The organism is Exiguobacterium sp. UBA3491 (assembly GCF_002377745.1).
Lineage (GTDB): Bacteria > Bacillota > Bacilli > Exiguobacteriales > Exiguobacteriaceae > Exiguobacterium_A.
In genome coordinates this window covers 446-25,324 of sequence record NZ_DFQK01000011.1, presented here as the reverse complement: position 1 = coordinate 25,324, position 24,879 = coordinate 446, and the positions used below count along the sequence as shown (strand labels likewise).

The following is a 24,879-nucleotide window of genomic DNA, read 5'->3' as shown; positions in this document are numbered from 1 at the left end:
CTTTTTATCCTACCGGACGAAAGGGCAGATCACGGGTCTTGAAATTCAGCCGCGACTAGCGGAGATGGCGCGACGTAGCATTAACTTGAATGAACTGAACGACCAGATTGAGATGATTGATGGTGACGTCAAAGAGGCGGGGGCACGTCTTGGATACGGCATCTATGATGCTGTCACCTGTAATCCGCCTTATTTTTTAGCCAACGAGACATCAAACCAAAACCAAAGTGAACATTATACGATCGCAAGGCATGAAGTCCTCTGTACACTTGAAGACTGTATTCGTGGTGCATCTGATTTGTTAAAACAAGGCGGAAAGGCAGCGTTCGTCCATCGACCGGAACGACTGCTCGATATCGTCACTTTGATGCGAACATACCGCTTGGAACCGAAACGGATGCAGTTGATTTATCCGAAGGCAGGGAAGGAAGCGAACATGCTTTTGATCGAGGGGATCAAGGATGCAAAACCTGGACTGAAGGTTCTTTCCCCGTTCATCGTCTATGAAGCGGATAACTCGTATGCGGCTCAGATGAAGGAACTGTTCGATGTCTGAGCATGCAGTCTATATCGTTCGTTGCCAAGATGATACGTATTATACGGGTTACGCGGTAGACGTTACGCAACGCATCGCAACACATAATGCAGGCAAAGGGGCGAAGTATACACGTGCCCGTCTGCCGGTCGTCCTCGTTCATGAGGAAATTTTCGCGACAAAATCAGAAGCGATGAAGCGGGAATACGCGATTAAACAATTGACACGTTCACAGAAAGAGCGTTTGATTCAAGGAGGAACCTCATGAAAGCGACAAGTAGCTATCAACAGCAAGGAGCCGGTCTCTATATCGTCCCGACACCAATCGGCAATTTAGAAGACATGACGTATCGAGCCGTCCGGATCTTACAGGAATCTGATATCGTCGCAGCAGAAGATACCCGGCAGACGATGAAACTGTTTCGGCATTTTTCGATTGAGACAAAGCTGGTCAGTTACCATGAACATAATAAACAAACAAGTGGCGAACGACTACTCGCTGATTTAGAGGCAGGAAAGCAAATTGCCCTCGTCTCCGACGCCGGGATGCCCGGTATTTCGGACCCGGGAAGCGATTTGATCCGCCAAGCGATCGCAGCAGATATTCCTGTCATCGTTCTTCCGGGTGCGAACGCTGCATTGACAGCCCTTGTCGCGTCCGGTCTGTCGACAGAACGCTTTTTGTATTATGGTTTTTTGCCACGAAAGAAAAAAGAACGCCGCGAAGCGTTAGAGCAATTGAAATACGAATCAGGAACACTCATCTTTTATGAAGCACCGCATCGATTGAAAGAGATGTTGCAAGGGATCGAAGAAGTACTTGGTGATCGCCAGGTGACGTTAGCCCGAGAACTAACGAAACGGTATGAAGAGTATATTCGTGGAAGTGTGAGTGAATTACGCGCTTGGGCAGCAGAAGACGTTCGAGGTGAGTTCGTCGTCCTTGTCGAAGGATCAAACGAAGAACGACCGGATGCCGTCATTCAAGACAGTGATCCTCTCGAGCAAATCCGTCGGTATATCGAAGAGGGCGAAAAGCCGAATGCAGCGTTGAAGCGTGTCGCAAAAGAACGAGGACTGGATCGTCAGGAATTGTACCTCGCGTTTCACGAAGCAGATTAAAAAAAGAAGCCCCGTTAAGGAGCTTCCTTTTTTGTTTATTCGTTGCTTGCGTAATGACGATCGAGGAAATCTTTTAATTCAACGAGAACGCGTTGTGCGCCATCTGGTGAAAGAATCAATTTACCATCAGCCAATTTGAAGTTATCTTCTGATACTTCACCTGTCACTTGGCAAGTCATGTTTGGTTTATATTTTTTAAGGATGATCTGTTCGTTGTCGACATAGATCTCGAGGGCATCCTTTTCTGCGATTTGAAGTGTACGGCGTAATTCGATTGGAATTACGACACGACCGAGCTCGTCTACTTTACGTACAATACCTGTTGATTTCATTTTGTTGTTCCTCCTTTGATGTCATGGATCTCTTTTTCTTTTGAAAAATCGTCAAAATTCGACATCGTTTCTATAGAATGTAGAATACTAGACTTTCCAAAAGTAGTCAACCAATCTGAATAGCTTGAAATCAAAATGTCATTTATTTCTCAAAAAACCAATATTTGAAACGATTTATTAATATATTTTCCCTTTTTAAAGGAAATGAAACTATAGAGTGTGTTTTTTTGTAATTTGATGTCTGATGTCAAAAAATGTTTCGATTCGACAAAAAGTGAATTTCGACATCAGTCCCGTAACAGCGTATAATAGCCTATAATGAAGATGGAAATAAGAGAACGGAGGAATAACATGGCAAAGACATTTTATATCACGACCCCGATTTATTATCCAAGTGCAAAACTACATATCGGTCACGCGTACACGACGGTGGCTGGAGATGCAATGGCACGGTACAAAAGACTTCAAGGATTCGACGTCCGGTATTTGACAGGTAGCGATGAGCACGGTCAAAAGATCCAGGAAAAAGCAGCAGAAGCAGGTATTTCGGAACAGGCATTCGTCGATGGTGTCGTCGAGCAGATTAAAGTCTTATGGGATCGTCTCGACATCTCGTACGATGATTATATCCGGACGACGGAACCACGTCACAAGAAAGTCGTCGAAAAAGTGTTCGAGACACTTCTTGAATCAGGCGATATCTACCTAGGTGAATACGAAGGATGGTATTCGATTCCGGATGAGACGTACTATACGGAATCACAACTCGTTGACGGAAAGAGCCCCGATAGTGGACACCCAGTCGAACTCGTTCGCGAAGAATGTTACTTCTTCCGGATCAGCAAGTACGCGGACCGTCTGCTTGAGTACTTTGAAGCGAATCCGTCATTTATCTTGCCAGAATCACGTAAACACGAAATGATCAATAACTTCATTAAACCGGGTCTCCAAGACTTAGCGGTCTCACGGACGACATTCAACTGGGGTGTACAAGTCCCATCGAATCCGAAGCACGTCGTCTACGTCTGGATCGATGCGTTGACGAACTATATCTCGTCACTCGGTTATGGTACGGACGATCATGGTAATTTCGATAAGTACTGGCCAGCAGATGTTCATCTCGTCGGAAAAGAAATCGTTCGTTTCCACACGATCATTTGGCCGGCACTCTTGATGGCACTTGATCTCCCATTACCGAAGAAAGTCTTCGCACACGGTTGGTTGTTGATGAAAGACGGAAAAATGTCGAAATCAAAAGGGAACGTCGTTGATCCGATCCCATTGACGGATCGTTACGGTCTTGACGCCCTTCGTTATTACTTGTTACGCGAAGTTCCATTCGGTTCAGATGGTATGTTCACACCTGAAGCATTCGTTGAGCGGATGAACTACGATTTAGCAAACGACCTTGGGAACTTACTCAACCGAACGATCGCGATGGTCACGAAATACTTTGACGGTGAGATCCCAGCCTATACAGGCAATGTGACACCGTTTGATGCGACACTCTCGGATCTTGCAAGAGAAACGGTCACGAAAGTCGAAGCATCGATGGAACACATGGAATTCTCTGTCGTGCTATCGAACATTTGGCAATTAATCAGCCGTGCCAATAAATACATCGATGAGACACAACCGTGGGTTCTTGCAAAAGACGAATCCAAAACGGCGGAACTCGGTTCGGTCATGGTGCATCTCGTCGGCGTCTTACGTCACGTGGCGATCATGTTGCAACCGTTCATGACGCGTTCACCAAAAGAGATCTTCGCGCAACTTGGTCTCTCCGGACAAGCAATGGACTGGGCAGCGCTCGAGAAATTCGCAGACATCACACCAGGAACAAAAGTTGGTACAGCGACACCAATCTTCCCACGTCTCGATGTCAAAGAAGAGGTCGAAGCAATCGTCGACATGATGCATCAAGCTTCTGCAGCACGTGTGGAGGAAGAGGAAGTCGAAGAGGCGGATGAAGACATTCGTCCGGAAACGACGATCGATGTCTTTGATCAAATCGAGTTACGTGTCGGTGAAGTCGTGACGGCTGAAAAGATCAAGAAGGCGAAAAAACTACTGAAGTTACAAGTCGATATGGGCAAAGAAACACGCCAAATCGTCTCTGGTATCGCGCAGTGGTATGAGCCGGAAGACTTAGTCGGACGTAAGGTCATCGTCGTAGCGAACTTAAAACCGGTCACGTTACGTGGCGAACTCTCCCAAGGAATGGTCCTTGCTGCTGAAAAAGCAGGAAAACTTGAACTCGCGACGGTCCCATCAACGATGGCAAACGGCGCAAGCGTAAAATAAAACCGATGCCTGTGGACTTCATGTCACAGGCATTTTTTTAAAGAAGGAGTCGAATAAGATATGTTAATCGATACACACACTCACTTGAATGCAGATCAATTCGCGGAAGACGTTCATGAAACGATCGAGCGGGCACGTGCAAACGGCGTTTCACCGATGATCGTCGTCGGATTTGATCATAAGACAATCGACCGCGCGATGGAACTCGTCGAAGCGTACGATGATCTTTATGCTGTCATCGGATGGCATCCCGTTGACTCGATTGATTTTGATGAGGAAGCCTATCAAAAGGTCGAACGATTGATGGATCATGAAAAAGTCGTTGCGCTTGGAGAAATCGGACTCGACTACCACTGGGATACGTCACCGAAAGACGTCCAACAGGAAGCTTTCCGCAAACAGATCCGTCTCGCGAAGCAGAAGAAAAAACCGATCGTCATCCATAACCGGGAAGCGACAGAAGATACGTTACGTATTCTCGAAGAAGAGGATGCAAAAGAAGTCGGTGGTATTTTGCATAGCTACAGTATGAGTGCTGAATTGTTACCGCGTTGCCTAGCGATGAACTTCTATATTTCACTTGGCGGACCTGTTACGTTCAAAAACGCGAAAATGCCAAAACGTGTTGCACAGGAAGTACCGCTCGATCGTTTACTCGTTGAGACGGACTGTCCATATCTGACACCAACACCACACCGCGGTAAACGCAACGAGCCGGCTTACGTTCGGTTCGTCGCTGAAGAAATTGCGCAGCTCCGTGGCATGATGTATGCCGATGTGGAAGCAGCAACGACGGAAAATGCAAAACGGGTCTTCCGTTTGCCATGATGCGTTCGTTGACGTTCATTACAATCGGGTGCAGCCTACTACTTGCGACTGCACTCGTCTATGGGATGATGGATCATCCACAAACCGTGACTGTTTTGATTGATGGACAAGAGCAGCAGGTGAAGACAACGGCTGATTCCGTTTATGGCGTTCTCAAAGAAGCCGGCATTACGACGCGTGACAATGATGTGATTGAACCGGCTCTTAGTGCCGACCTGCCGAAAAAACGATTAATCGTCATTCAGCGGGCAAAAGAAATCACATTGATCATGGGCTACGGTGAGTCCCGTCGCGTCCGGACGCAGGCGCGTCAAGTAAAGGATCTACTTGCAGAACGCGGTATCAAGAAAGCCGACACGGATGATATCTATCCGTCTTCTGACGCTGTATTGACGAGTGGTATGACGGTACGGTACCGCGAAGCTTTTCCCGTTGATCTCGTCGTCGGGGGAAAAGCCCGACAACTCTACACGTATGAAACGACGGTCCGCGAATTGTTAGAACGGGAAGGAATCCGTCTTCAAAAGGAAGATCGGGTCGCTCCAAATCCCGATACCCGCGTGACGGAAGGGACGTTGATTACGGTCAACACCACACGTCGTGCGACGTTGACACAGGATCAACTCGTTCCGTTTGAGATCGAAGAAGTCGAGGATCCGACCTTACCGGAAGGCGAGCAACTGGTGACGACATCAGGTCGTCCGGGTGTCCGAACGAAAAAGTATCAATTGACGTTAGCTGACGGTCTTAGTAAAGAGAAAAAACTGATTGATGACCAAGTGACACGGACGCCGATCAAACAAGTCGTCAAAGTCGGGACAAAACCGATTGAGACACCAATCGAAGCGCCCGTCTTCAACGAAAAACAAGCGACCAATCCGCTAACTGAAACACCGAAAGCCGATGCGGATCTTGATTTTGAGAGTGCGAAGAGCTTGATTGTCGAAGCGACGGCATATACGAACGACCCAGCTTCGAACGGCAGTCGTTTGTACAATGGTCGTGCCTTGACAGCGACCGGGTATGACGTGACCGATACGATCACCTATCAAGGTTTGCCGATCATCGCGGTTGATCCGAAGGTCATTCCGCTTGGCACGAAGGTCTACGTCGAAGGGATTGGTCTTGCGATCGCTCTCGATACAGGTGGTGCCATTAAAGGCAATAAGATTGATATTTTAGTCGATGGCGAACAAAAAGCAAAGACGTTCGGTCGAAAACAACTGCAAGTCTGGGTCATTCCTAGTGCAACGGAAGCGGACACGTGACGCTTCCTTGTTTTTTTCGTGGAAACAGGTACAATTACGAGAGTGTTTGAAGAAGGTGGAGAGATCATGCGGAAACGCTTAAAAGAAGTCATCGTCGTCGAAGGACGAGATGATACGACACGATTACAAGAAGTCTTTGATGTCGATACAATTGAAACGAACGGTTCAGCCGTTAATGAACAGACGATGCAACGCATTGAGAAGGCCCTCGAACGACGCGGTGTCATCATTTTCACGGATCCTGATTTTCCAGGAGATCGTATCCGTGCCCGAATCAATGAACGTGTACCAGGCTGTAAACATGCCTATCTTCCGCGTGCTCAAGCAAAAGATAAACGCGGTAAGATTGGTGTTGAACATGCCTCACCTGCCGCAATCGAAGAGGCGCTCGCTGCTGTCTATGAGACGGAAGAAGCACCGGTTGCCGAAGTGACACGTGAGATGATTCTGGCAGCTGATTTGATTGGTGGACCAGCAGCCTCGATCCGTCGTCGTCGTCTCGGTCAGATTCTTGCGATTGGTGAACCGAATGCCAAACAACTCGTCAAACGTGTCGCATCGATCCGGATCACGCTGGCGGAATGGGAAGCAGCGTTGAAACAATTAGAGGAGGAAGAAGTTTGAAAGACATTGCTACATTGCACCGGACGAAAGAAATTTTAGCGAAACATGGCTTTTCGTTTAAAAAATCGTTAGGGCAAAACTTTTTAATCGATTTAAATGTATTAGGAAACATCGTCGGAGCAGCTGGATTAACGCCTGAGAGTGGTGTACTCGAGATCGGACCAGGAATCGGCTCATTGACGGAACAATCGGCGAAACAGGCGAAAAAAGTCGTTGCTCTTGAAATCGATCAACGATTGTTACCGATTCTTGATGATACACTTGCACCATATCCCCATACGAAGGTCATTCACGGTGATGCTCTTGAACTCGATCTTTCGACGATCGTTGCTGAAGAATTCACGCAAGAAGGCATCACCGACATTGCCGTTGTCGCGAACCTCCCGTATTATGTCACGACACCGATTATCATGCGGATCCTTGAAGCGAAAGCACCGTTTCGGACGCTCGTCATGATGATTCAAAAGGAAGTCGCTGAACGAATCGGTGCAAAACCAGGCACGAAAGCATATGGGTCTCTATCGATTGCGATTCAATACTATGCGGAAGCTGAAGTCTGCTTCACGGTCCCCAAACAAGTCTTCATTCCAGCGCCAAACGTCGATTCAGCAGTCATCCGTTTGAACATTCGAAAAGAGCCAGCGGTACAGACACAGGATGAGGCACTCTTCTTTGAAATCGTCCGAGCAAGTTTTGCACAACGTCGGAAAACGATTTTAAACAACTTGACGACACACTTCGGGAAAACGGAAAAAGCGGCGGTCGAAGCGGCGTTATTAGAAGCTGGAATCGAACCGCGTCGTCGCGGAGAAACGCTCAGCCTGAAGGAATTCGCACAGTTAGCGGATGCACTTTTGCCAATTAAAAAACGTTGACGGATACGAGTAGAACAGATATAATATTTCCCCTTTCTAATATTTATTTAATATGCTATAATAAATATTAGTGAGGTGAAGCGTATGCCAAAGACGTTGAACGAAATCAGACATGTTTTCGAAACACATGTTGGTGAAAGACTGACGCTAAAAGTAAGCGGCGGTCGTAAAAAGGTCGTAACCCGAATCGGAACGCTCGTTGAGACGTATCCTTCGGTGTTTGTAGTCAAGCTAGACGCAGAGCGCCACAATGTCGAGCGAGTTTCTTATAGCTACGCCGACGTGCTAACAGACTCCGTACAAATCGAATTTGCGAATTCGTAAACTTACCTTCCGAAGCGGACAAAATGTTCGCTTCTTTTTTTGTGGAAAGGTTGATACAATTCCTACAGGAAACGAACTAGAGGAGGAACGGCACGATGACGATTATTGTAAAGGCTCCAGCCAAGATCAACCTAGTCCTGGATGCGACGGCAAAGCGCCCGGACGGCTATCACGATGTACATATGGTGATGACGACAGTCGATTTGGCAGACCGTCTAGAATTGACGGAGCTGCCGTCAGGAGAAATTCGAATGAATGCCCAGCATGCTTACGTTCCGAACGACGAACGTAATCTTGCTTATAAAGCAGCAGCGATCTTAAAAGAAAAATACGACGTCAAGACAGGAGTAGAGATCTTCTTAGAGAAACACATTCCAGTTGCAGCCGGACTCGCTGGTGGATCCAGTGACGCGGCAGCGACGTTACGCGGATTAAATGAGTTGTGGCAACTCGGTTTGACGCTTGAAGAGTTGGCGGAAGTCGGCGCAGCAGTAGGCTCTGACGTCCCGTTTTGTGTCATGGGTGGAACAGCGATTGCAACGGGTCGCGGAGAGAAGCTAGAAAAACTTGTCTCACCACCCCCATGCTGGGTTGTTCTTGCCAAGCCGACGATCGGTGTTTCAACAGCTGACGTCTATGGTGCCCTCGACTTGAACACGGCAAAACGTCCGAACGTCGAAGCAATGATTGATGCGGTGAAGGCGCAAGATTTCCAAGCCATCTGCCAATCACTCGGTAATGTACTCGAAGCGGTCACGTTGCCGATGCACCCAGAAGTCGAGCAAATTAAGGAATTCATGGCAAGTTGTGGCGCAGAAGGCGTCTTAATGAGCGGAAGTGGTCCGACGGTCTTTGCTCTAACGGAGCATGAAAATCGGGCACAGCGTCTCTATAATGGATTACGCGGCTTTTGTAACGAAGTCTACGTCGTTCGTCTTTTAGGCGAAAACCATTGATAATATCCGTATGAAAATGATATATTCACTATTGAATATTCGGAATTACGGAGAGGTGGAACGAAACAAATGAAAATTCGGAGAAGTGGTCGATTGGTCGACATGACGCGGTACTTGCTTGACCATCCCCATCATCTCGTCTCATTGACGATTTTTGCAGAACGTTATAAATCGGCGAAATCGTCGATCAGTGAAGATTTAGATATCGTCAGCGAGATGTTAGAACATGAGGGAACAGGTCGTCTCGTTACAGTACCTGGTGCTGCGGGTGGCGTCATGTTCATTCCGACGTGGAGCAGTAAGAAGGCGTTACCGTTCATCGATGATCTATGTGAACGTGTCGCTCGTCCAGACCGACTGTTACCGGGGGGATACCTTTATTTGACGGACTTACTTGGAGATCCGAAGATGGTCAAACAAATGGGACAAGTGTTTGCATCTGTCTTTAGCCAAAAGAAAGTCGATGTCGTCATGACGATCGCAACGAAGGGGATTCCACTTGCTTATGCAGTCGCTGAGCAACTTGGTGTACCGTTCGTCATCGTGCGTTCAGATAGTCGCGTTACGGAAGGATCAACGGTCAGCATCAACTATGTCTCGGGTTCTTCAAAAGCGATCCGGACGATGGCACTCGCGCGTCGAAGCTTACCACGTGGAGCGAATGTCTTATTAATTGATGACTTCATGAAAGCCGGCGGAACGATTCGCGGAATGATGAGTCTCTTAAGCGAGTTTGAAGCAAAGGTCGCAGGTGTTGGTGTTTTAATCGAGGCAGAGGGTGCTGAGAAGAAGATGGTCAACGAATACGTCAGCTTAATGAAATTAGCGGACGTCGACGTCGATCTTGGTCAAATCCAAGTTAAGCGTGGAAACGTCGACCACTATTTCTCAGAAGCTGAGACTACCTGAAATTGACAGCCGCATGGATTGTAACTATACTGTAATTATCAAACTTTTGGAAATTATGCGTAAAAAGATTGGGAAAGACTAAACCTTTGTTTGTTTTAAGCCGTAAGTAGAAGTAGACAACGAAGAGTTGTGACAACGGTTAAAGGGGTGCGGACAAAATGAACGTTACGAACGTTAAAATTCGTCGCGTCGTAGCAGAGGGTCGAATGAAAGCACTTGCCTCTATTACGCTCGACCACGAATTCGTGGTACATGATTTGCGTGTCATCGAAGGGAACAGTGGTCTCTTCGTCGCCATGCCAAGCAAACGAACGCAAGAAGGTATCTTCCGGGATGTCGCTCATCCAATCAATGCATTAATGCGAAAAAAGGTCGAAGATTCAGTACTCGAAGCCTATGCGGCACGTGAGGATCAAGAAGAAGGCATCGGTTACGAAGTCTCTTCTGCCCAAACGGCAGATCAAGCATAAGAAAAAGACAGGTTTTCTCTTCTTGGGAAAACCTGTCTTTTTTCTCGATTTTTCATCGATTCTGCTTCGACCCATCATTGAATAACGATGCTATTTTCGTTATAGTTGGAACGAGTGTACTATTTCAGAACGAAATCAACACTAATTTACGTGGAGGAGCGACAAGGATGAATCATTTCGCGGTAATTCTAGCAGCGGGTAAAGGAACTCGGATGAAATCGAAGCTTTACAAAGTACTTCACCCAGTCGCTGGGAAACCTATGGTACAGCACGTCGTCGATCAATTAGCGACGCTCGGCGTCAAGCGACAGGTCGTCATCGTCGGTCACGGTGCGGAATCCGTCAAAGAAGTGCTTGGCACATCGGTGGAATACGCACTTCAAAGTGAGCAGCTTGGCACAGGACATGCTGTTCAAATGGCAGAACCCGTACTCGGGAACGAACAGGGAGCAACGCTCGTCGTCTGTGGCGATACACCACTCTTGACGAGTGACACACTGGCTTCATTGTTACAACATCATGCGGAGACAAACGCAAAAGTGACCGTCTTGACGGCACTCGCTGACGATCCGACAGGTTACGGACGTATCGTTCGTAGCGAAGACGGAAACGTCTCGAAAATCGTCGAGCATAAGGATGCGAATGCAGAAGAGCTCGCGATTCGTGAAATCAATACCGGTACGTATGTATTCGATAATGAGATGTTGTTCGCGACGCTGAAGCAGGTTAAGAACGATAATGCGCAAGGTGAGTATTACTTACCAGACGTGATTGAGATTGCAAAGGCAGCAGGCGAGACGATCGCAGCATATGCGGCACCTACGTTCGAAGAGACGATTGGTGTCAATGACCGCGTCGCACTTGCACAAGCAGAAACGTCGATGCGCAAGCGAACGAATGAGTACTGGATGCGTCAAGGTGTCACGTTCGTTGATCCGTCTTCGACGTACATCGGACCAGACGTCACGATTGGTTCAGATACTGTTCTCTACCCTGGTACGCAGTTGCTCGGTCAGACGTTCATTGGTTCAGAATGTACGATTGGTCCGAACTCGGATATCCGTAACAGTGAAGTGGCAGATGGCGCCATTGTTCGTCAATCCGTCGTCACGGATAGTAAGATTGGTCCAGCGGCACAAGTCGGTCCATTTGCGCATTTACGTCAACAAGCGGTTCTCGGTGCGAACACACGCGTCGGAAACTTCGTTGAGATCAAGAAATCAACATTTGGCGAAGGTAGTAAATCAGCCCACTTGAGCTATGTCGGAGATGCAACAATCGGAGAGAACGTCAACCTCGGTTGTGGATCGATCACGGTCAACTATGATGGAAAAAATAAATTCCAGACGATCATTGAGGACGATGCCTTCATCGGCTGTAACGTCAACTTGATTGCACCGGTCACGGTCGGCAAGAATGCCCTTGTTGCTGCCGGATCAACCGTCACAGACGATGTGCCGGAAAACGGTCTCGCGATCGCACGGGAACGTCAAACGACGAAACCCGATTATCGTTAATTCATTACTTGTCGCTCTACTCGTCTAAACCCAAACAAATGGAGGCCACCTACACATGTCTACTGTCTTAGAACATGAAATTCGTATTTTCGCACTCAACTCGAACAAACCACTGGCAGAGGAAATCGCTAAAGTCATCGGAATCCCGGTGAGCGAAAGTTCAGTCAAACACTTCAGTGATGGCGAAATTTCGATGAACATCGAAGAAAGTGTCCGAGGGGATGATATTTACATCGTTCAATCGACAAGCCAACCAGTCAACGAAAACCTGATGGAACTTCTCATCATGATCGATGCACTGAAACGGGCGTCTGCACGGACGATCAACGTCGTCATTCCGTATTACGGTTATGCGCGTCAAGATCGCAAAGCACGTTCACGTGAGCCAATCACGGCGAAACTCGTTGCGAATTTGCTTGAAGTAGCAGGGGCGACACGCGTCGTGACGATGGATCTCCATGCAGCACAAATCCAAGGGTTCTTCGATATTCCAGTAGATCAATTGATGGGTGTACCGCTTCTCGCTTCATACTTCGAGAAAAAGAACATCGATCCAAACGAACTCGTCATCGTTTCTCCAGACCATGGCGGTGTCACACGGGCACGTAAATTAGCAGAGCAATTAAAAGCACCAATCGCGATCATCGACAAACGCCGTCCGAAACCGAACGTCGCAGAAGTCATGAACATCGTTGGTCAAGTCGATGGCAAGATTGCCATCATCATCGATGACATCATCGATACAGCGGGTACGATCACACTTGCAGCGAACGCTTTGATCGAAAACGGAGCGAAACAAGTCTATGCATGTTGTACACACCCAGTTCTTTCAGGTCCGGCAATGGAACGGATCGAGAACTCAGCGATCGAAGAACTCGTTGTCTTGAACACGATCGATTTAACAAAACGCGAATGTGCAAGCAAAATCAAACAAATCTCTGTGGCACGCTTGCTTGCAGAAGCAATCATCCGTGTACACGAACAGAAATCTATCAGCCCGCTCTTCAGCTGATTGCTTGATGCATACGAACGATGTGGTCCGGTTTATTGAAATCGGACCCCTTGTTCGTTTACTTTTTTAAACAGAAATGAGGAATCGGTATGAAATGTATCGTCGGATTAGGGAATCCTGGCGCGAAGTATGCGAATACGCGCCACAACATCGGTTTTCTTGCGATCGATGCCTTAGCGGAGAAACACGGGATCACGCTTTCAGAATCGAAGTTTAAAGCCCTCTTCGGAACGGGAATGATAAATGGAGAACGTGTCGTGCTCGTCAAGCCATTGACGTATATGAATTTATCAGGTGAAGCGGTACGACCGTTACTTGATTTCTATAAGATCGCGGTCGAGGATGTGCTCGTCATCTATGATGATCTGGATTTACCACTTGAGAAATTGCGCTTGCGTTCGAAAGGCAGTGCAGGCGGTCATAACGGCGTCAAGTCGTTGATCCAGCACCTCGGTACGCAGGAAATCAAGCGTCTTAAACTCGGTGTTGGTCGACCACCGGCACCCATCCAAGTCATCGACTGGGTATTAATGAATTTTTCGAAGGCGGAACAAGGAAGTCTGCAACACGTACTCAATGCGTCTGTCGATGTAGCGACGGACTTTATAGACACCCCGTTTCTCGCTTTGATGAATCGGTATAACTGAACGCAACGCTTTGGGGGTTCCAAAGCGTTTTTGCTGTCGTGTTTTAGGAGGAAGAAGATGAAACAATTACAAGAACTCTTACTAGCGATTCCTGAAATCAAGACGGTTCGGGAACGTTTCCGGGACGGTGTCAACGCTCAGTTGATCACCGGTCTGATGAACAGTGGAAAGGCATTGTTCGTAGCCGGGATTTATCAGGAGACGAAACGTCGATTCGTACTCGTGACACATAATATGTTCCAAGCACAAAAACTGTACGATGATTTGATTGAACTCGTACCGGAAGAAGACGTCATGCTCTATCCGGTCGATGAGACGTTAGCAGCAGAACTTTCTTATGGCGCAAGTCCAGAACTGCGGGCGACGCGGATTGAGACTCGTCATCGTTTACTGACGACGGACGACGGAATTTTGATCATTCCGCTCGTCGGTTTACGTCGATATGTTCCGGATGCAGAGACGTTCTTGTCACACGTCAAACAGGTGAAGCCGGGCGACATCTTATCGATTCCGGACTTCGTCCAAGATTTAGTTGATGCGGGGTACGAACGGACAGCGACCGTGACGACACCAGGTGAGTTTGCCGTTCGCGGGAGTATCATCGATATTTATCCGCTTACGGTCGAACGCCCATACCGGCTCGATCTATTCGACGAGGAAGTCGACTCGATCTATACATTCGATGCGGAGACCCAGCGTTCGCTTGGCGTCGTCGCAGAAGCATGTTTGATGCCAGCAGCGGAACACTTCGCGACCAAGGATCAGTTAAAGGAGGCTGGCGAAAAAGTCCGTCGTCTTTATGAGGTGACGAAAGAGTGCGTCCAAAGTACGGAAGTCCTCGCGGCACTCGAAGAGGGGATCGCTTACGACGTCGAGTTGTTAGAAAACGGCGATCGTCCGAAACAGTTCGCGAAGTATGCACCAATCCTCTACACGTCGACGTTACGTCAAGACGTGGCGGGCAGCGTCTTGATCGTCGATGAAGTCGCGCGGGTTGAAGAAGCGGCAGAAGTCCAGGATGCAGAGGAAGCAGAATGGATGGCGTCGCTCATCGAACGCGGACAAAGCGTCAGTGATTACGTCCTGTCCGTTCCGATGACACATGTCTTTGAAGGACAACCCTTGTTGTACCTCTCGCTCCTTCCGACTCGTCGGAGCGGTGTACCGGAAAGTGCGGCAATCCATTTCAGCATCAAACCGATTGCGCCGTTCCATGGTCAGATGGAACGCCTGAAGCAAGAAGTCGAGCGATATCGTCGCGCTGACATGTGGATGGTCTTCTTAGCGAGCAACCGAGAACGTGCCGAGCGGATGCGCCAGACGTTATCCGATTATGGGGTTGAAGCCTCGATCGTAACAAAAGAAGGCATCACTCGTGGTCAACCCGCGATTCTGATCGGCGGAATCCATGGTGGATTCGAGATGACGAATGCGCGTCTCGTCGTCATCACGGAAGAAGAGGTCTTCAAGCAACCGGCGCGTCGCCGGAAGCAAACGACGAAGCTGACGAACGCTGAACGGATCAAGAGTTACCAAGAATTGAAGACAGGCGATTACGTCGTCCATATTCATCACGGGATTGGGCGGTACCATGGAATCAAGACGATTGATGTAGCCGGTAATCATCAGGATTATCTCCATCTCGTCTACGCGGGAGAGGACTCGTTGTATGTTCCTGTCGATCAGATCGACTTGATTCAAAAGTACGTCGGCGCTGAAGGAAAAGAGCCGAAGATCTATAAACTCGGTGGAACGGAATGGAAAAAGGTCAAAGCGAAGGTCCAAAAATCGGTCGAGGATATCGCTGACGAGTTAATCAAGCTTTATGCGGCTCGCGAGGCTGCCGTCGGTTTTGCGTTCCCAGAGGATGACGATAACATGCAAGCATTCGAGGCTTCGTTCCCGTATGAGGAAACGGTCGATCAATTGCGATCGATCGCTGAGATCAAGAAGGATATGGAACGTCCGCGTCCGATGGATCGTCTATTATGTGGCGACGTCGGATACGGGAAAACAGAAGTTGCGATTCGTGCAGCCTTTAAAGCAGTCATGTCTGGAAAACAAGTGGCGTTGCTCGTACCGACGACCGTCCTTGCACAGCAACACTACGAAACGATGCTTGAACGATTCAGTGAATGGCCGATTCGAGTGTCGGTCATGAGCCGGTTCCGTTCGCCGGCAGAATTGAAGGCAACGAAACAAGGGTTAAAAGAGGGAACAATCGATGTCGTTGTCGGAACACACCGTGTGCTGTCGAAAGACGTCCAATTCGCTGATATCGGATTGTTGATCATTGATGAAGAGCAACGATTCGGTGTTAAACACAAAGAACGTCTGAAACAGTTGAAGACAAACGTCGATGTCTTGACGTTGACAGCGACACCGATTCCGCGGACATTGCACATGTCGATGATCGGAATCCGTGATCTCTCCGTCCTTGAGACACCACCGGAAAACCGTTATCCGGTTCAGACATACGTCATGGAATACGACGGAATCGTCATGCGGGAAGCACTCGAACGGGAACTCGGACGTGGTGGACAAGCGTTCTTCCTCTACAACCGTGTCGAGGGCATCGAGCGAAAGGCAGAAGAGATTCGCGCCCTCGTACCGGAAGCACGAATTGTTACGGCTCACGGTCGAATGACGGAAACCGAACTCGAAAGTCAGCTAATCGCCTTCTTCGAAGGAGATGCCGACGTCCTTGTCAGTACGACGATCATTGAGACGGGGATTGATATCCCGAATGTCAATACGTTGATCGTTCATGACGCCGATCAAATGGGCTTATCACAGCTTTATCAATTACGTGGTCGTGTCGGTCGTTCAAGTCGCGTTGCCTACTCGTACTTTACGTACCGTCCACAAAAACGATTGACGGAAGTGGCAGAAAGTCGTCTGCAGGCGATCAAGGAGTTCACGGAGCTCGGGAGCGGTTTTAAAATCGCAATGCGTGACTTGTCGATTCGCGGTGCCGGGAACTTACTCGGTTCGCAACAATCTGGATTCATCGATTCTGTTGGTTTCGATCTCTATTCGCAGATGCTTGCAGAAGCAGTCGAGGAGCGGAAAGAACGGATGAAAGGTAAAAAACGCATCCAGAAATTCGTTCCTGAGTTCACATTCAGCCTTGATGCCTATATTCCATCGCACTACATGACAGACTCCGAACTGAAAATCGAGTTCTACAAACGCTTGAAATATGTCGATACTGTCGATAGTCTCGAGCAGCTCGAAACGGAAATGCTTGAACGATTCGGTGAGTTTCCGGATGAGGTCGCGCGTTTGATCCAATTGACACGGATGCGGATTTTTGCGGAACGAGCGCGTGTCGAACGCGTCAAACAAACCGATCCGAAAATCGAGATCGTCTTGTCGCTTCAAGCAACACAGCAGCTTGACGTGGCGGACTTCGTTAAATGGACTGTTCCACTGGGACGTGGTCTTGGAATGGGACAACAAGAGCAGAAACTCGTCTTAACCCTCAACCGCAACAAACAGTCGACGCAACAGATGACGATGCAGGCAGAACAATTATTGGCGGAACTTGATCGCCGGCTCGTTGCGCGATGAATAGACGAACGATTGCGCAAGGCGCAGCACTGCTTGCGATCTCTAGTTATATCTCAAAATTGCTCAGCTTCTTTTACCGGATTCCGTATCAGAACCTCGCTGGTGATTTCGGATTGTACGTCTACCAGACCGTCTATCCATTATTTGCGATTGCGGCAGCGCTCGGCATTTATGCGCTGCCTGTCATCGTGGCGAAGTTGACGCTTCACCACCCGGATGAGAAACGAGAAGTTCTCTGGTCGATTTTTTATGTCTTACTTGCCATGACCGTCTTTTTCGGTCTGCTCGGATGGTGGATCGCCCCGACGCTCGCTGGGTGGTTCGGGGATGCAAAACTGGTTGTGCCCCTGCGTGCGGTAACATGTACGTTTTATTTACTACCCGTGATTGCTGTTCTACGAGGAATGTTCCAAGCAGATCTTGAGATGCGACCGACGGCTGTATCCCAAGTCTCTGAAAATGCCGTCCGTGTTGGACTATTGTTGCTTGTGACGTATATCGGTGTCTCGATGCAAGCGGACCCCTACTGGATTGGTGCGAGCGCTCATTTAACGGCGATTGGCGGCAGCATCGTTTCGTTATTCGTCTTGTTACGCTTTGCGAAAGGAAAAATCGGTCGTCCGGTATTTTCGAGTATTCATATAAGACGTGTCGGAAAAGTGCTCGTGACAAGCGGTGTAGCGGTTAGTATCGCGTCACTTGCCTTGTTGCTGATGCAATTGATTGATGGATTAACGTTCGTCAATCTACTTGGCAATACGACGGAGACAAAAATCGAAAAAGGAATACTCGACCGTGGGTATCCGTTACTGCAATTCGCGATTCTGTTTGCGACGTCGATGAGTCTTGCGAGTGTGCCAGCCTTGTCGACCGCATACCGGAAACACGATCCACAGATGGTGCGTCAACAACTCGAGACATTACTCCGTTCCGGTTTATTGATTGCCGCTGCAGCGACAATCGGACTAATGGGTGTGATGCGTCCGCTCAATATTGCGTTATATCAAGATGACCAGGGAACAGCAGGGTTGATTTGGCTCGCGGCGACGGCATTTGCCGCATCGATCGCGATGATGATCGTCTCTTGTCTCCAGTCGGTTGATGCTGAAAAATATGCGCTCATCGGTGTTCTTATCGGATTAGGGGCGAAGCTTACTCTGAACCTCTATTTCATTCCCCGATATGGTATGATCGGGGCGGGTATGGCGACATTTGGCGGTTTTGCCGTCATGGCGGCAGCACAATGGATTTTATTGAACCGGAAGTTCGGTCGTGTATCAGCAGGAAACGCCTTTTATCGAAGACTGGTCTTACCTGTGCTTACCATGGGTGTGTTTCTGTATCTGATCGAGACGTTTTTCCAGCTGTTTGAGCTTGAGACACGAATCGGTGCGGCACTCGAAGTCGGCGTTCTTGTCGTCGGTGGTGCCATCATTTATGGCAGTATGGCGTTACGCTTTCGTGCCTTATCAGAACAAGAGTGGGCGTTATTGCCTTTAGGAGATAAGTTATATCAGATGTACCAACGTAGGAGGAGCATATGACACACCGAATTACGATCGTCGGTCTTGGCGTCGGCGAACTCGAACAATTGCCGTTTGGCATCTATCGATTACTAAAAAACACGACACAACCTATTTATTTGCGGACAGTGGATCATCCAGTCGTTTCAGAACTTGCAGCAGAGGGAATGAAATTTACATCATTTGACTCAGTTTACGAACGACATAGTCGGTTTGAAGACGTATATACAGAAATCGTCGAGGAATTGCTTCGTCTTTCTGAAACGACGGATATCATCTATGCCGTTCCAGGACATCCATTAGTCGCTGAGAGTACCGTGCAACAGTTGTTGCAACGGACAGACAATGTCGATGTCGTAGGGGGACAAAGTTTTCTCGATCCGATGTTCGCTGCACTTGGTGTGGATCCGATTGAAGGATTCCAGTTACTTGATGCAACGGCATTTGCCGTCGATGAAGCACAGATTCGTCAACATCTACTGATTGGTCAAGTCTATGACGCGCTCGTCGCTGGCGACTTAAAAGTCCAGTTGATGGAACGTTATCCGGACGAACATCTCGTCACTCTTGTCACAGCAGCAGGTACGAGTCAGCAAACCGTCCAAAACGTACCGTTGTATGAACTCGATCATGTGACGACGCTCAGTAACTTAACGACGGTCTATGTACCACCGGTTACGGATGAGCAGACGTTGAATCGTGACTTCGCGACCTTAAAAGAGATTATCGCTCGTTTACGCGGTGAAGGTGGTTGTCCGTGGGATCAAGAGCAGACACATGAGTCCTTAAAACGACATTTAATCGAAGAATCTTACGAATTACTGGAAGCAATCGACCTTCAGGACGATAACTTAATGATAGAAGAGCTAGGAGATGTCCTCTTACAGGTCATGCTCCATGCACAAATTGGTCTAGATGAAGGGTATTTTGATATTCGGGACGTCATCGGAAGCGTCAGTGATAAGATGATTCGTCGCCATCCGCATGTCTTCGGGGAAACGACTGTTGATTCTTCAGCAGACGTCGTTTCGAACTGGCAAGACATCAAAGCACAAGAAAAACCGGAGCGGACTTCTTTGCTTGATGGTGTGACAAAAGGAGCACCTGCTTTGATGCGCGCAGAAGACATTCAAAAGAAAGTGGCGAAAGTCGGTTTCGAGTGGGAAGATGTCGAGGGGGCACTTGAAAAAGTGATCGAAGAGTTACGTGAATTGAAAGAAGCAGCCCCAGAAGAACGACTCGGAGAATTTGGAGATGTCCTGTTCTCGATAACACTCGTCGGAAAATACCTCGGTCTATCGGCAGAAGAAGGATTACAACGAACGAATGATAAATTTATTCGCCGTTTTACACGGATGGAACAACTAGCGGATCGACCGCTCGTTGAGATGACGCTTGAAGAGCAAGATTCACTCTGGCATCAAGCGAAGCAGGAGGAACAGTCATGAGACTTGATAAATTTTTAAAAGTATCGCGTCTGATTAAACGACGGACGCTTGCGAAAGAAGTCGCCGATCAAGGTCGGATTACGATCAATGGTAATGTAGCGAAAGCAAGTAGCACGGTAGCAGCAGGTGATGAGATGACGATTCGGTTCGGAAATAAGATCGTGACAGTTGCGATTTCAAGCATTAAAGAACATGCGAAAAAAGAAGAAGCATCAGATATGTATGAAATCATCCGTGAAGAAAAGGTGAATTCCGAAGAATCGATGTAATTTACCGGAAAAAGGAAGTATACTAAAGAGTGTCAGGGATGACCACTCAGAAAGAGGAGGGATGATATGCCAACACCGCTCGAATCAGGGCGTCAAACGCCAAAGATCAAGCCGCTCAATGACCGTAAGAAGCAATTGAGTCAGAATGCTATTGAAAACCGTCGACGTCTCAAAAATCGCTTTTTCTTGTGTCTGACCGTCTTTTTGCTCATCTTTTCCCTCATGGGGTGGTCATACATGGAAAAACGGCAATTGATCGCAGAACAAAAGCAGTCATTTCAAGTAGCTGAACAGGAGCAGACGAAAGCAAAAAAAGAGACTGCTCGTCTGAAAGAAGAAATCAATCGTCTCAATGATAAAGAATATGTGGCGAACTTAGCCCGGAGTGAGTTGCTCTATTCGAAAAAAGGGGAAACGATCTTCTACTTTTCACCTGAAGACTAATTGAAGGTTGCCGATTGATTGAAAAAAGAATGAATCACTCGTATAATAAGAAACGAATCAACTAAAAAGGAGCAATACAATTTATGTCGATTGAAGTAGGCAGCAAAGTGCAAGGGAAAGTAACAGGCATCACGAATTTTGGAGCGTTCGTTGAGTTACCAACAGGGAAAACTGGTCTTGTTCACATTAGTGAAGTGGCAGATTCTTATGTTAAGGACATCAATGATGTATTAACGGTTGGTCAAGAAATCACCGTTAAAGTCTTAAGTGTTGAAAACGATGGTAAGATTGGTCTTTCCATTAAAAAAGCCGTCGATCGTCCAGAAGGTGAACGCCCACGTCCAGCACGTCAGTTCGATCGTGGACCACGTCCAGCAGGACAAGATCGCGGACCACGTTCGTTCGATAACAAAGGACCGCGTGGAGGCGGTAATCGTGGAGGCTTCAACAAAGGTGGCCGTAATACACCACCACCGCGCAAAGAACAATCGTTCGATACGTTGATGTCTAGTTTCCTGAAAGATAGTGAAGATCGTCTTGCTACATTGAAACGTCAAACGGATTCAAAACGTGGCGGGCGCGGCGCAAAACGTCAATAACTTGCTGACCTGTTCTCTATAAGAATAGAGATGGAATGACGCCGTTCATTCCATCTTTTATTTTTTTAAAATTATTTTTATAAAAAGCGTTGACTTTCATTTGACCTGCCCGTATTATAGAAAATGTGCTTAAGACGCACGAGTTAAAAATATGGCGGTGTAGCTCAGCTGGCTAGAGCGTACGGTTCATACCCGTGAGGTCGTGGGTTCGACTCCCTCCGCCGCTACCATATTTTTTTGGCCCGTTGGTCAAGCGGTTAAGACACCGCCCTTTCACGGCGGTAACACGGGTTCGAATCCCGTACGGGTCATTCTCAAAAAGCTATCTCTATTATATAGAGATAGCTTTTTTTAGGTTTTAACGGAAAGGGGTGAAGTCGTAATGGAAGGTGTGCCGTTCGAACCGCTCCTAGTCGGAGTGTCTGGAGGATGTGACTCGATGGTACTCGTCGATCGGTTGTATCGAGAAGGGTATGACATTGCAATTGCACATGTGCATCACGGATTACGAGAAGCATCCGACGAAGAAGCACATTTTATCGAAGACTGGGCAGCAACTCGAAAGATTTCGTTTTTCATGACGCGTTTAGACTGGGCAGGACGTACGAGCTCTCAAGCAGCATGTCGTGAGGAACGGTATGCATTTTTTGAGCGCATCATGGAAGAGACCGGACGCTCGCGTCTTGTTCTCGCCCATCATCAAGATGATCAAATCGAGACGCTACTCATTCAGCTCATTCGTGGAGAAGCACAGGTTGATGGTATTCCTGTCATTCGTCCGTTTGGTAACGGTTGGTTGCATCGACCGTTACTACATGAATCGAAGCAAACATTACTCGAGTATGCGCTGCAACATGAAGTTCCGTGGCGAGAAGATGCGTCAAATGCAGAAACCAATTATTTGCGCAATCAAATCCGGCATACGATTGTTCCAACACTCCGAGAAATGCGTCCAGAGTTTGAACAAGCAACAGCAGCAGCAGCACATGCGCGACAGCAAATCATGCGTGAGCAGGCAACGTTCGTTGCGACCTATCTCGACCGGTGTAAGGAAACAAACGGAATTCCGATCGCACGTATTTTAGAATTACCGACGGATTTACAGCGGCTTGTCTTGCCGACACTAACAGGAGAAACGTTTTCTTCAGAAACGATTCGTCACTTTGTTACATGGCTTCGGGTGGATAAGGGCTCGGACGAAGTGTATTATGGAAACTGGAGGATGCGACGTTCATATGGCTTTTTAATGCAGGATCGTGTGATACGGTCAATGAATGACGATTTACCGTTTCAAGTAGGGGAGAATTTGGGAACGTATCATTATGGTGAACAAATGGTTCGCTTCTCAATCGGAAACCAAGGTATCCCGCTGGACGCGATTGCGTTCCCGTTGACGGTGCGTCCGCCACGTCCAGGAGATCGGATCCAGCTTGCGGTGGGATCGAAAAAAGTCAGTCGAATTCTGATTGACGCTAAGGTTCCGCGTTATCTCCGAAAACAGGTTCCGGTCGTCGTCGATGCAAATGGAGTGATTTTAGCCGTCATTGGACATCGAATTGCAATATTCGGGTCATTTGAACTCCTCGCAAAATCTTATTTAATGATAGAATGGTAATGTAGTGTTTATTATGGAGGAGGAATACCTAGCATGACCTTGATGAACGATATGGAAAAAGTACTGATTTCAGAAGAAGAGATCCAAAATAAAGTGGGCGAACTCGCCGGCGAATTGACAGCGGATTATCACGATCGTTTTCCGTTGCTTGTGTGTGTCTTAAAAGGCGCGATGCCGTTCATGTCTGATCTTGTCAAAAAGATGGATATGCATCTTGAAATGGACTTCATGGACGTTTCAACGTATCACGGTGGGACAACATCAACAGGTGAAGTCAAGATTGAAAAAGATTTGAACACATCGGTAGAAGGACGCGACATCTTGATTGTCGAAGATATCATCGACAGCGGATTAACGCTTGGTTACCTCGTTGACCTCTTCAAGTACCGGAAAGCGAAGTCCGTTAAAATCGTGACATTGCTCGACAAACCGACAGGACGGAAGAATGACTTGCACGCAGATTACAGCGGCTTCGTCATTCCACACGAATTCGTCGTCGGTTATGGTCTGGATTACGAAGAGAAATACCGTAACCTTCCGTATGTAGGTGTCTTGAAACCTGCAGTCTACGGCGGCTAATTATTTTTAATCTCGTCTGTCCCATGATAAGATGAAACCAATTACAAAGCGCGCCCTGTCGCGCCAGGATTCGTATTCATCCACTAGAAAAACGAGATGGATGCGGAGAGGAGGCATAAGATGAACCGAGCAGTGAAGAATACCCTCGTGTTTGGGGTCATTTTTCTAGCTTTGATCTTGTTTCTGCAATACTTGCAGAGTCCAGTGAACAAAAGCAAAGAAATCAATTACACACAGTTTGTCGAGTCTGTTGAAAAAGGTGAAATCAAGACGGCTACCTTCCAATATGAAGGGCAGACGTATAATGTGACAGGAGATTTGCGTGAAAAAGATTCAACGTATGAGACAGTCGTACCGGCTGTTGATACGGAACTAACGGATCTCTATACGCAACTCAGAAGCCAAGGAGTCAAATTGGACTTCAAGGCAGCAGAAACGAATGGTGGTTGGATCGCGTTACTGACGACGATCGTTCCATTCATCATCATCTTCATCCTCTTCTTCTTCTTGATTAATCAAGCACAAGGTGGCGGTGGTGGCGGTCGCGTCATGAACTTCGGGAAATCGAAGGCACGCCTCTATGATACAGAGAAGAAAAAGATTACGTTTGATGATGTAGCCGGTGCAGACGAAGAGAAACAAGAACTCGTCGAAGTCGTCGAATTCTTGAAAGATCCTCGTAAATTCGCGAAACTCGGTGCCCGTATTCCGAAAGGGGTCCTTCTCGTAGGTCCTCCAGGTACAGGTAAGACGTTGCTCGCACGTGCCGCAGCTGGTGAAGCTGGCGTACCATTCTTCTCGATTTCAGGTTCTGACTTCGTTGAGATGTTCGTTGGTGTCGGGGCATCACGTGTCCGTGACTTGTTCGAAAACGCGAAGAAAAATGCACCATGTATCATCTTCATTGATGAAATCGATGCTGTTGGTCGTCAACGGGGCGCAGGTCTCGGTGGTGGACATGATGAGCGTGAGCAAACATTGAACCAACTTCTCGTTGAGATGGATGGATTCAGTGAAAACGAAGGCATCATCATGATCGCAGCAACGAACCGTGCTGATATTCTTGACCCAGCCTTACTCCGTCCAGGTCGTTTTGACCGTCAAAT

Annotated in this window: 25 protein-coding genes and 2 tRNA genes; 26 read left to right on the top strand and 1 reads right to left on the bottom strand. The window is 47.8% G+C overall.

Going from position 1 to position 24,879, the window contains the following annotated elements:
- The 3 genes from B4F99_RS03045 to rsmI all read left to right on the top strand — a co-directional run.
- Positions 1-556, top strand: a 556-nt coding sequence (locus B4F99_RS03045; protein WP_290755240.1) for a tRNA1(Val) (adenine(37)-N6)-methyltransferase, incomplete at its 5' end; no start/stop codon positions are given.
- Positions 549-803 carry a GIY-YIG nuclease family protein gene (locus B4F99_RS03040; protein WP_035413209.1) on the top strand — a complete coding sequence of 85 codons (255 nt, stop codon included), beginning with the start codon at positions 549-551 and terminating at the stop codon, positions 801-803. The genes B4F99_RS03045 and B4F99_RS03040, both read left to right, overlap by 8 nt.
- Complete coding sequence (gene rsmI, locus B4F99_RS03035) at positions 800-1,657, top strand: 16S rRNA (cytidine(1402)-2'-O)-methyltransferase (protein ID WP_290755237.1); 858 nt, start codon at positions 800-802, stop codon at positions 1,655-1,657. The genes B4F99_RS03040 and rsmI overlap by 4 nt, the downstream gene beginning before the upstream one ends.
- Positions 1,658-1,692: 35 nt before the next feature.
- Here rsmI and B4F99_RS03030 read toward each other — a convergent pair whose 3' ends face one another.
- Positions 1,693-1,989 (bottom strand): AbrB/MazE/SpoVT family DNA-binding domain-containing protein, encoded by a 297-nt coding sequence (locus tag B4F99_RS03030; RefSeq protein WP_023466531.1) that lies wholly within the window; start codon positions 1,987-1,989, stop codon positions 1,693-1,695.
- Between the two features lie 324 nt (positions 1,990-2,313).
- Between B4F99_RS03030 and metG the strand changes: the two genes are divergently transcribed.
- The 23 genes from metG to B4F99_RS02915 form a co-directional block, all read left to right on the top strand.
- A complete protein-coding gene (gene metG / locus B4F99_RS03025; protein ID WP_290755232.1) occupies positions 2,314-4,293 on the top strand; it encodes a methionine--tRNA ligase in 1,980 nt (659 codons plus the stop codon).
- Between the two features lie 60 nt (positions 4,294-4,353).
- Positions 4,354-5,121 (top strand): TatD family hydrolase, encoded by a 768-nt coding sequence (locus tag B4F99_RS03020; RefSeq protein ID WP_035413217.1) that lies wholly within the window; start codon positions 4,354-4,356, stop codon positions 5,119-5,121.
- On the top strand, positions 5,118-6,389 hold the full coding sequence (locus tag B4F99_RS03015) for a 3D domain-containing protein (RefSeq protein ID WP_290755226.1): 1,272 nt from the start codon (positions 5,118-5,120) through the stop codon (positions 6,387-6,389). The genes B4F99_RS03020 and B4F99_RS03015 overlap by 4 nt, the downstream gene beginning before the upstream one ends.
- A 66-nt stretch (positions 6,390-6,455) precedes the next feature.
- Positions 6,456-7,013, top strand: a complete 558-nt coding sequence (gene rnmV, locus B4F99_RS03010) for a ribonuclease M5 (protein ID WP_035413223.1) — start codon at positions 6,456-6,458, stop codon at positions 7,011-7,013.
- On the top strand, positions 7,010-7,888 hold the full coding sequence (gene rsmA, locus B4F99_RS03005; protein WP_290755222.1) for a 16S rRNA (adenine(1518)-N(6)/adenine(1519)-N(6))-dimethyltransferase RsmA: 879 nt from the start codon (positions 7,010-7,012) through the stop codon (positions 7,886-7,888). Before rnmV ends, rsmA begins: the two co-directional genes overlap by 4 nt.
- Positions 7,889-7,972: 84 nt before the next feature.
- Positions 7,973-8,212, top strand: coding sequence for a Veg family protein (locus B4F99_RS03000; RefSeq protein ID WP_290755219.1), 240 nt, complete (start codon positions 7,973-7,975; stop codon positions 8,210-8,212).
- A gap of 95 nt (positions 8,213-8,307) precedes the next feature.
- Positions 8,308-9,168, top strand: a complete 861-nt coding sequence (ispE, locus tag B4F99_RS02995; protein ID WP_035413228.1) for a 4-(cytidine 5'-diphospho)-2-C-methyl-D-erythritol kinase — start codon at positions 8,308-8,310, stop codon at positions 9,166-9,168.
- Between the two features lie 69 nt (positions 9,169-9,237).
- Positions 9,238-10,077 (top strand): pur operon repressor, encoded by an 840-nt coding sequence (purR, locus tag B4F99_RS02990; protein WP_023466544.1) that lies wholly within the window; start codon positions 9,238-9,240, stop codon positions 10,075-10,077.
- A gap of 158 nt (positions 10,078-10,235) precedes the next feature.
- Positions 10,236-10,547, top strand: coding sequence for a septation regulator SpoVG (spoVG, locus tag B4F99_RS02985; protein WP_214856839.1), 312 nt, complete (start codon positions 10,236-10,238; stop codon positions 10,545-10,547).
- A 167-nt stretch (positions 10,548-10,714) separates the two neighbouring features.
- The gene (gene glmU / locus B4F99_RS02980) at positions 10,715-12,064 is read left to right on the top strand and encodes a bifunctional UDP-N-acetylglucosamine diphosphorylase/glucosamine-1-phosphate N-acetyltransferase GlmU (protein WP_290755214.1); all 1,350 of its coding nucleotides are present in this window, start codon (positions 10,715-10,717) and stop codon (positions 12,062-12,064) included.
- 55 nt (positions 12,065-12,119) lie between these two features.
- Positions 12,120-13,076 carry a ribose-phosphate diphosphokinase gene (locus B4F99_RS02975; RefSeq protein ID WP_214856841.1) on the top strand — a complete coding sequence of 319 codons (957 nt, stop codon included), beginning with the start codon at positions 12,120-12,122 and terminating at the stop codon, positions 13,074-13,076.
- Between the two features lie 89 nt (positions 13,077-13,165).
- A complete protein-coding gene (gene pth / locus B4F99_RS02970) occupies positions 13,166-13,723 on the top strand; it encodes an aminoacyl-tRNA hydrolase (protein ID WP_035413235.1) in 558 nt (185 codons plus the stop codon).
- Positions 13,724-13,780: 57 nt separating this feature from the next.
- Positions 13,781-17,296, top strand: coding sequence for a transcription-repair coupling factor (gene mfd / locus B4F99_RS02965; RefSeq protein ID WP_290755211.1), 3,516 nt, complete (start codon positions 13,781-13,783; stop codon positions 17,294-17,296).
- Entirely contained in the window at positions 17,293-18,840 is a 1,548-nt protein-coding gene (locus B4F99_RS02960) for a putative polysaccharide biosynthesis protein (protein WP_290755208.1), read from the top strand. The genes mfd and B4F99_RS02960 overlap by 4 nt, the downstream gene beginning before the upstream one ends.
- Positions 18,837-20,267, top strand: a complete 1,431-nt coding sequence (mazG, locus tag B4F99_RS02955) for a nucleoside triphosphate pyrophosphohydrolase (RefSeq protein WP_290755205.1) — start codon at positions 18,837-18,839, stop codon at positions 20,265-20,267. Before B4F99_RS02960 ends, mazG begins: the two co-directional genes overlap by 4 nt.
- Positions 20,264-20,536, top strand: a complete 273-nt coding sequence (locus tag B4F99_RS02950; RefSeq protein WP_023466556.1) for an RNA-binding S4 domain-containing protein — start codon at positions 20,264-20,266, stop codon at positions 20,534-20,536. Before mazG ends, B4F99_RS02950 begins: the two co-directional genes overlap by 4 nt.
- A gap of 66 nt (positions 20,537-20,602) precedes the next feature.
- Positions 20,603-20,980 (top strand): FtsB family cell division protein, encoded by a 378-nt coding sequence (locus tag B4F99_RS02945; RefSeq protein WP_035413247.1) that lies wholly within the window; start codon positions 20,603-20,605, stop codon positions 20,978-20,980.
- 83 nt (positions 20,981-21,063) lie between these two features.
- Complete coding sequence (locus B4F99_RS02940; protein WP_035413250.1) at positions 21,064-21,579, top strand: S1 domain-containing RNA-binding protein; 516 nt, start codon at positions 21,064-21,066, stop codon at positions 21,577-21,579.
- 153 nt (positions 21,580-21,732) lie between these two features.
- Positions 21,733-21,809, top strand: a tRNA-Met gene (locus B4F99_RS02935).
- Between the two features lie 9 nt (positions 21,810-21,818).
- Positions 21,819-21,890, top strand: a tRNA-Glu gene (locus B4F99_RS02930).
- A gap of 71 nt (positions 21,891-21,961) precedes the next feature.
- Positions 21,962-23,194, top strand: a complete 1,233-nt coding sequence (gene tilS / locus B4F99_RS02925; protein WP_290755200.1) for a tRNA lysidine(34) synthetase TilS — start codon at positions 21,962-21,964, stop codon at positions 23,192-23,194.
- A gap of 33 nt (positions 23,195-23,227) precedes the next feature.
- Positions 23,228-23,773 carry a hypoxanthine phosphoribosyltransferase gene (gene hpt, locus B4F99_RS02920; RefSeq protein WP_023466560.1) on the top strand — a complete coding sequence of 182 codons (546 nt, stop codon included), beginning with the start codon at positions 23,228-23,230 and terminating at the stop codon, positions 23,771-23,773.
- A 120-nt stretch (positions 23,774-23,893) separates the two neighbouring features.
- Positions 23,894-24,879, top strand: a 986-nt coding sequence (locus B4F99_RS02915) for an ATP-dependent metallopeptidase FtsH/Yme1/Tma family protein (protein WP_290755196.1), incomplete at its 3' end; no start/stop codon positions are given.

Bases quoted from the DNA above. Each gene is read 5' to 3' on its own strand.
- B4F99_RS03040 (WP_035413209.1), top strand. From the start codon at position 549: ATGTCTGAGCATGCAGTCTATATCGTTCGTTGCCAAGATGATACGTAT.
- rsmI (WP_290755237.1), top strand. From the start codon at position 800: ATGAAAGCGACAAGTAGCTATCAACAGCAAGGAGCCGGTCTCTATATC.
- B4F99_RS03030 (WP_023466531.1), bottom strand. From the start codon at position 1,989: ATGAAATCAACAGGTATTGTACGTAAAGTAGACGAGCTCGGTCGTGTC.
- metG (WP_290755232.1), top strand. From the start codon at position 2,314: ATGGAAATAAGAGAACGGAGGAATAACATGGCAAAGACATTTTATATC.
- B4F99_RS03020 (WP_035413217.1), top strand. From the start codon at position 4,354: ATGTTAATCGATACACACACTCACTTGAATGCAGATCAATTCGCGGAA.
- B4F99_RS03015 (WP_290755226.1), top strand. From the start codon at position 5,118: ATGATGCGTTCGTTGACGTTCATTACAATCGGGTGCAGCCTACTACTT.
- rnmV (WP_035413223.1), top strand. From the start codon at position 6,456: ATGCGGAAACGCTTAAAAGAAGTCATCGTCGTCGAAGGACGAGATGAT.
- B4F99_RS03000 (WP_290755219.1), top strand. From the start codon at position 7,973: ATGCCAAAGACGTTGAACGAAATCAGACATGTTTTCGAAACACATGTT.
- ispE (WP_035413228.1), top strand. From the start codon at position 8,308: ATGACGATTATTGTAAAGGCTCCAGCCAAGATCAACCTAGTCCTGGAT.
- purR (WP_023466544.1), top strand. From the start codon at position 9,238: ATGAAAATTCGGAGAAGTGGTCGATTGGTCGACATGACGCGGTACTTG.
- spoVG (WP_214856839.1), top strand. From the start codon at position 10,236: ATGAACGTTACGAACGTTAAAATTCGTCGCGTCGTAGCAGAGGGTCGA.
- glmU (WP_290755214.1), top strand. From the start codon at position 10,715: ATGAATCATTTCGCGGTAATTCTAGCAGCGGGTAAAGGAACTCGGATG.
- B4F99_RS02975 (WP_214856841.1), top strand. From the start codon at position 12,120: ATGTCTACTGTCTTAGAACATGAAATTCGTATTTTCGCACTCAACTCG.
- pth (WP_035413235.1), top strand. From the start codon at position 13,166: ATGAAATGTATCGTCGGATTAGGGAATCCTGGCGCGAAGTATGCGAAT.
- mfd (WP_290755211.1), top strand. From the start codon at position 13,781: ATGAAACAATTACAAGAACTCTTACTAGCGATTCCTGAAATCAAGACG.
- B4F99_RS02960 (WP_290755208.1), top strand. From the start codon at position 17,293: ATGAATAGACGAACGATTGCGCAAGGCGCAGCACTGCTTGCGATCTCT.
- mazG (WP_290755205.1), top strand. From the start codon at position 18,837: ATGACACACCGAATTACGATCGTCGGTCTTGGCGTCGGCGAACTCGAA.
- B4F99_RS02950 (WP_023466556.1), top strand. From the start codon at position 20,264: ATGAGACTTGATAAATTTTTAAAAGTATCGCGTCTGATTAAACGACGG.
- B4F99_RS02945 (WP_035413247.1), top strand. From the start codon at position 20,603: ATGCCAACACCGCTCGAATCAGGGCGTCAAACGCCAAAGATCAAGCCG.
- B4F99_RS02940 (WP_035413250.1), top strand. From the start codon at position 21,064: ATGTCGATTGAAGTAGGCAGCAAAGTGCAAGGGAAAGTAACAGGCATC.
- tilS (WP_290755200.1), top strand. From the start codon at position 21,962: ATGGAAGGTGTGCCGTTCGAACCGCTCCTAGTCGGAGTGTCTGGAGGA.
- hpt (WP_023466560.1), top strand. From the start codon at position 23,228: ATGACCTTGATGAACGATATGGAAAAAGTACTGATTTCAGAAGAAGAG.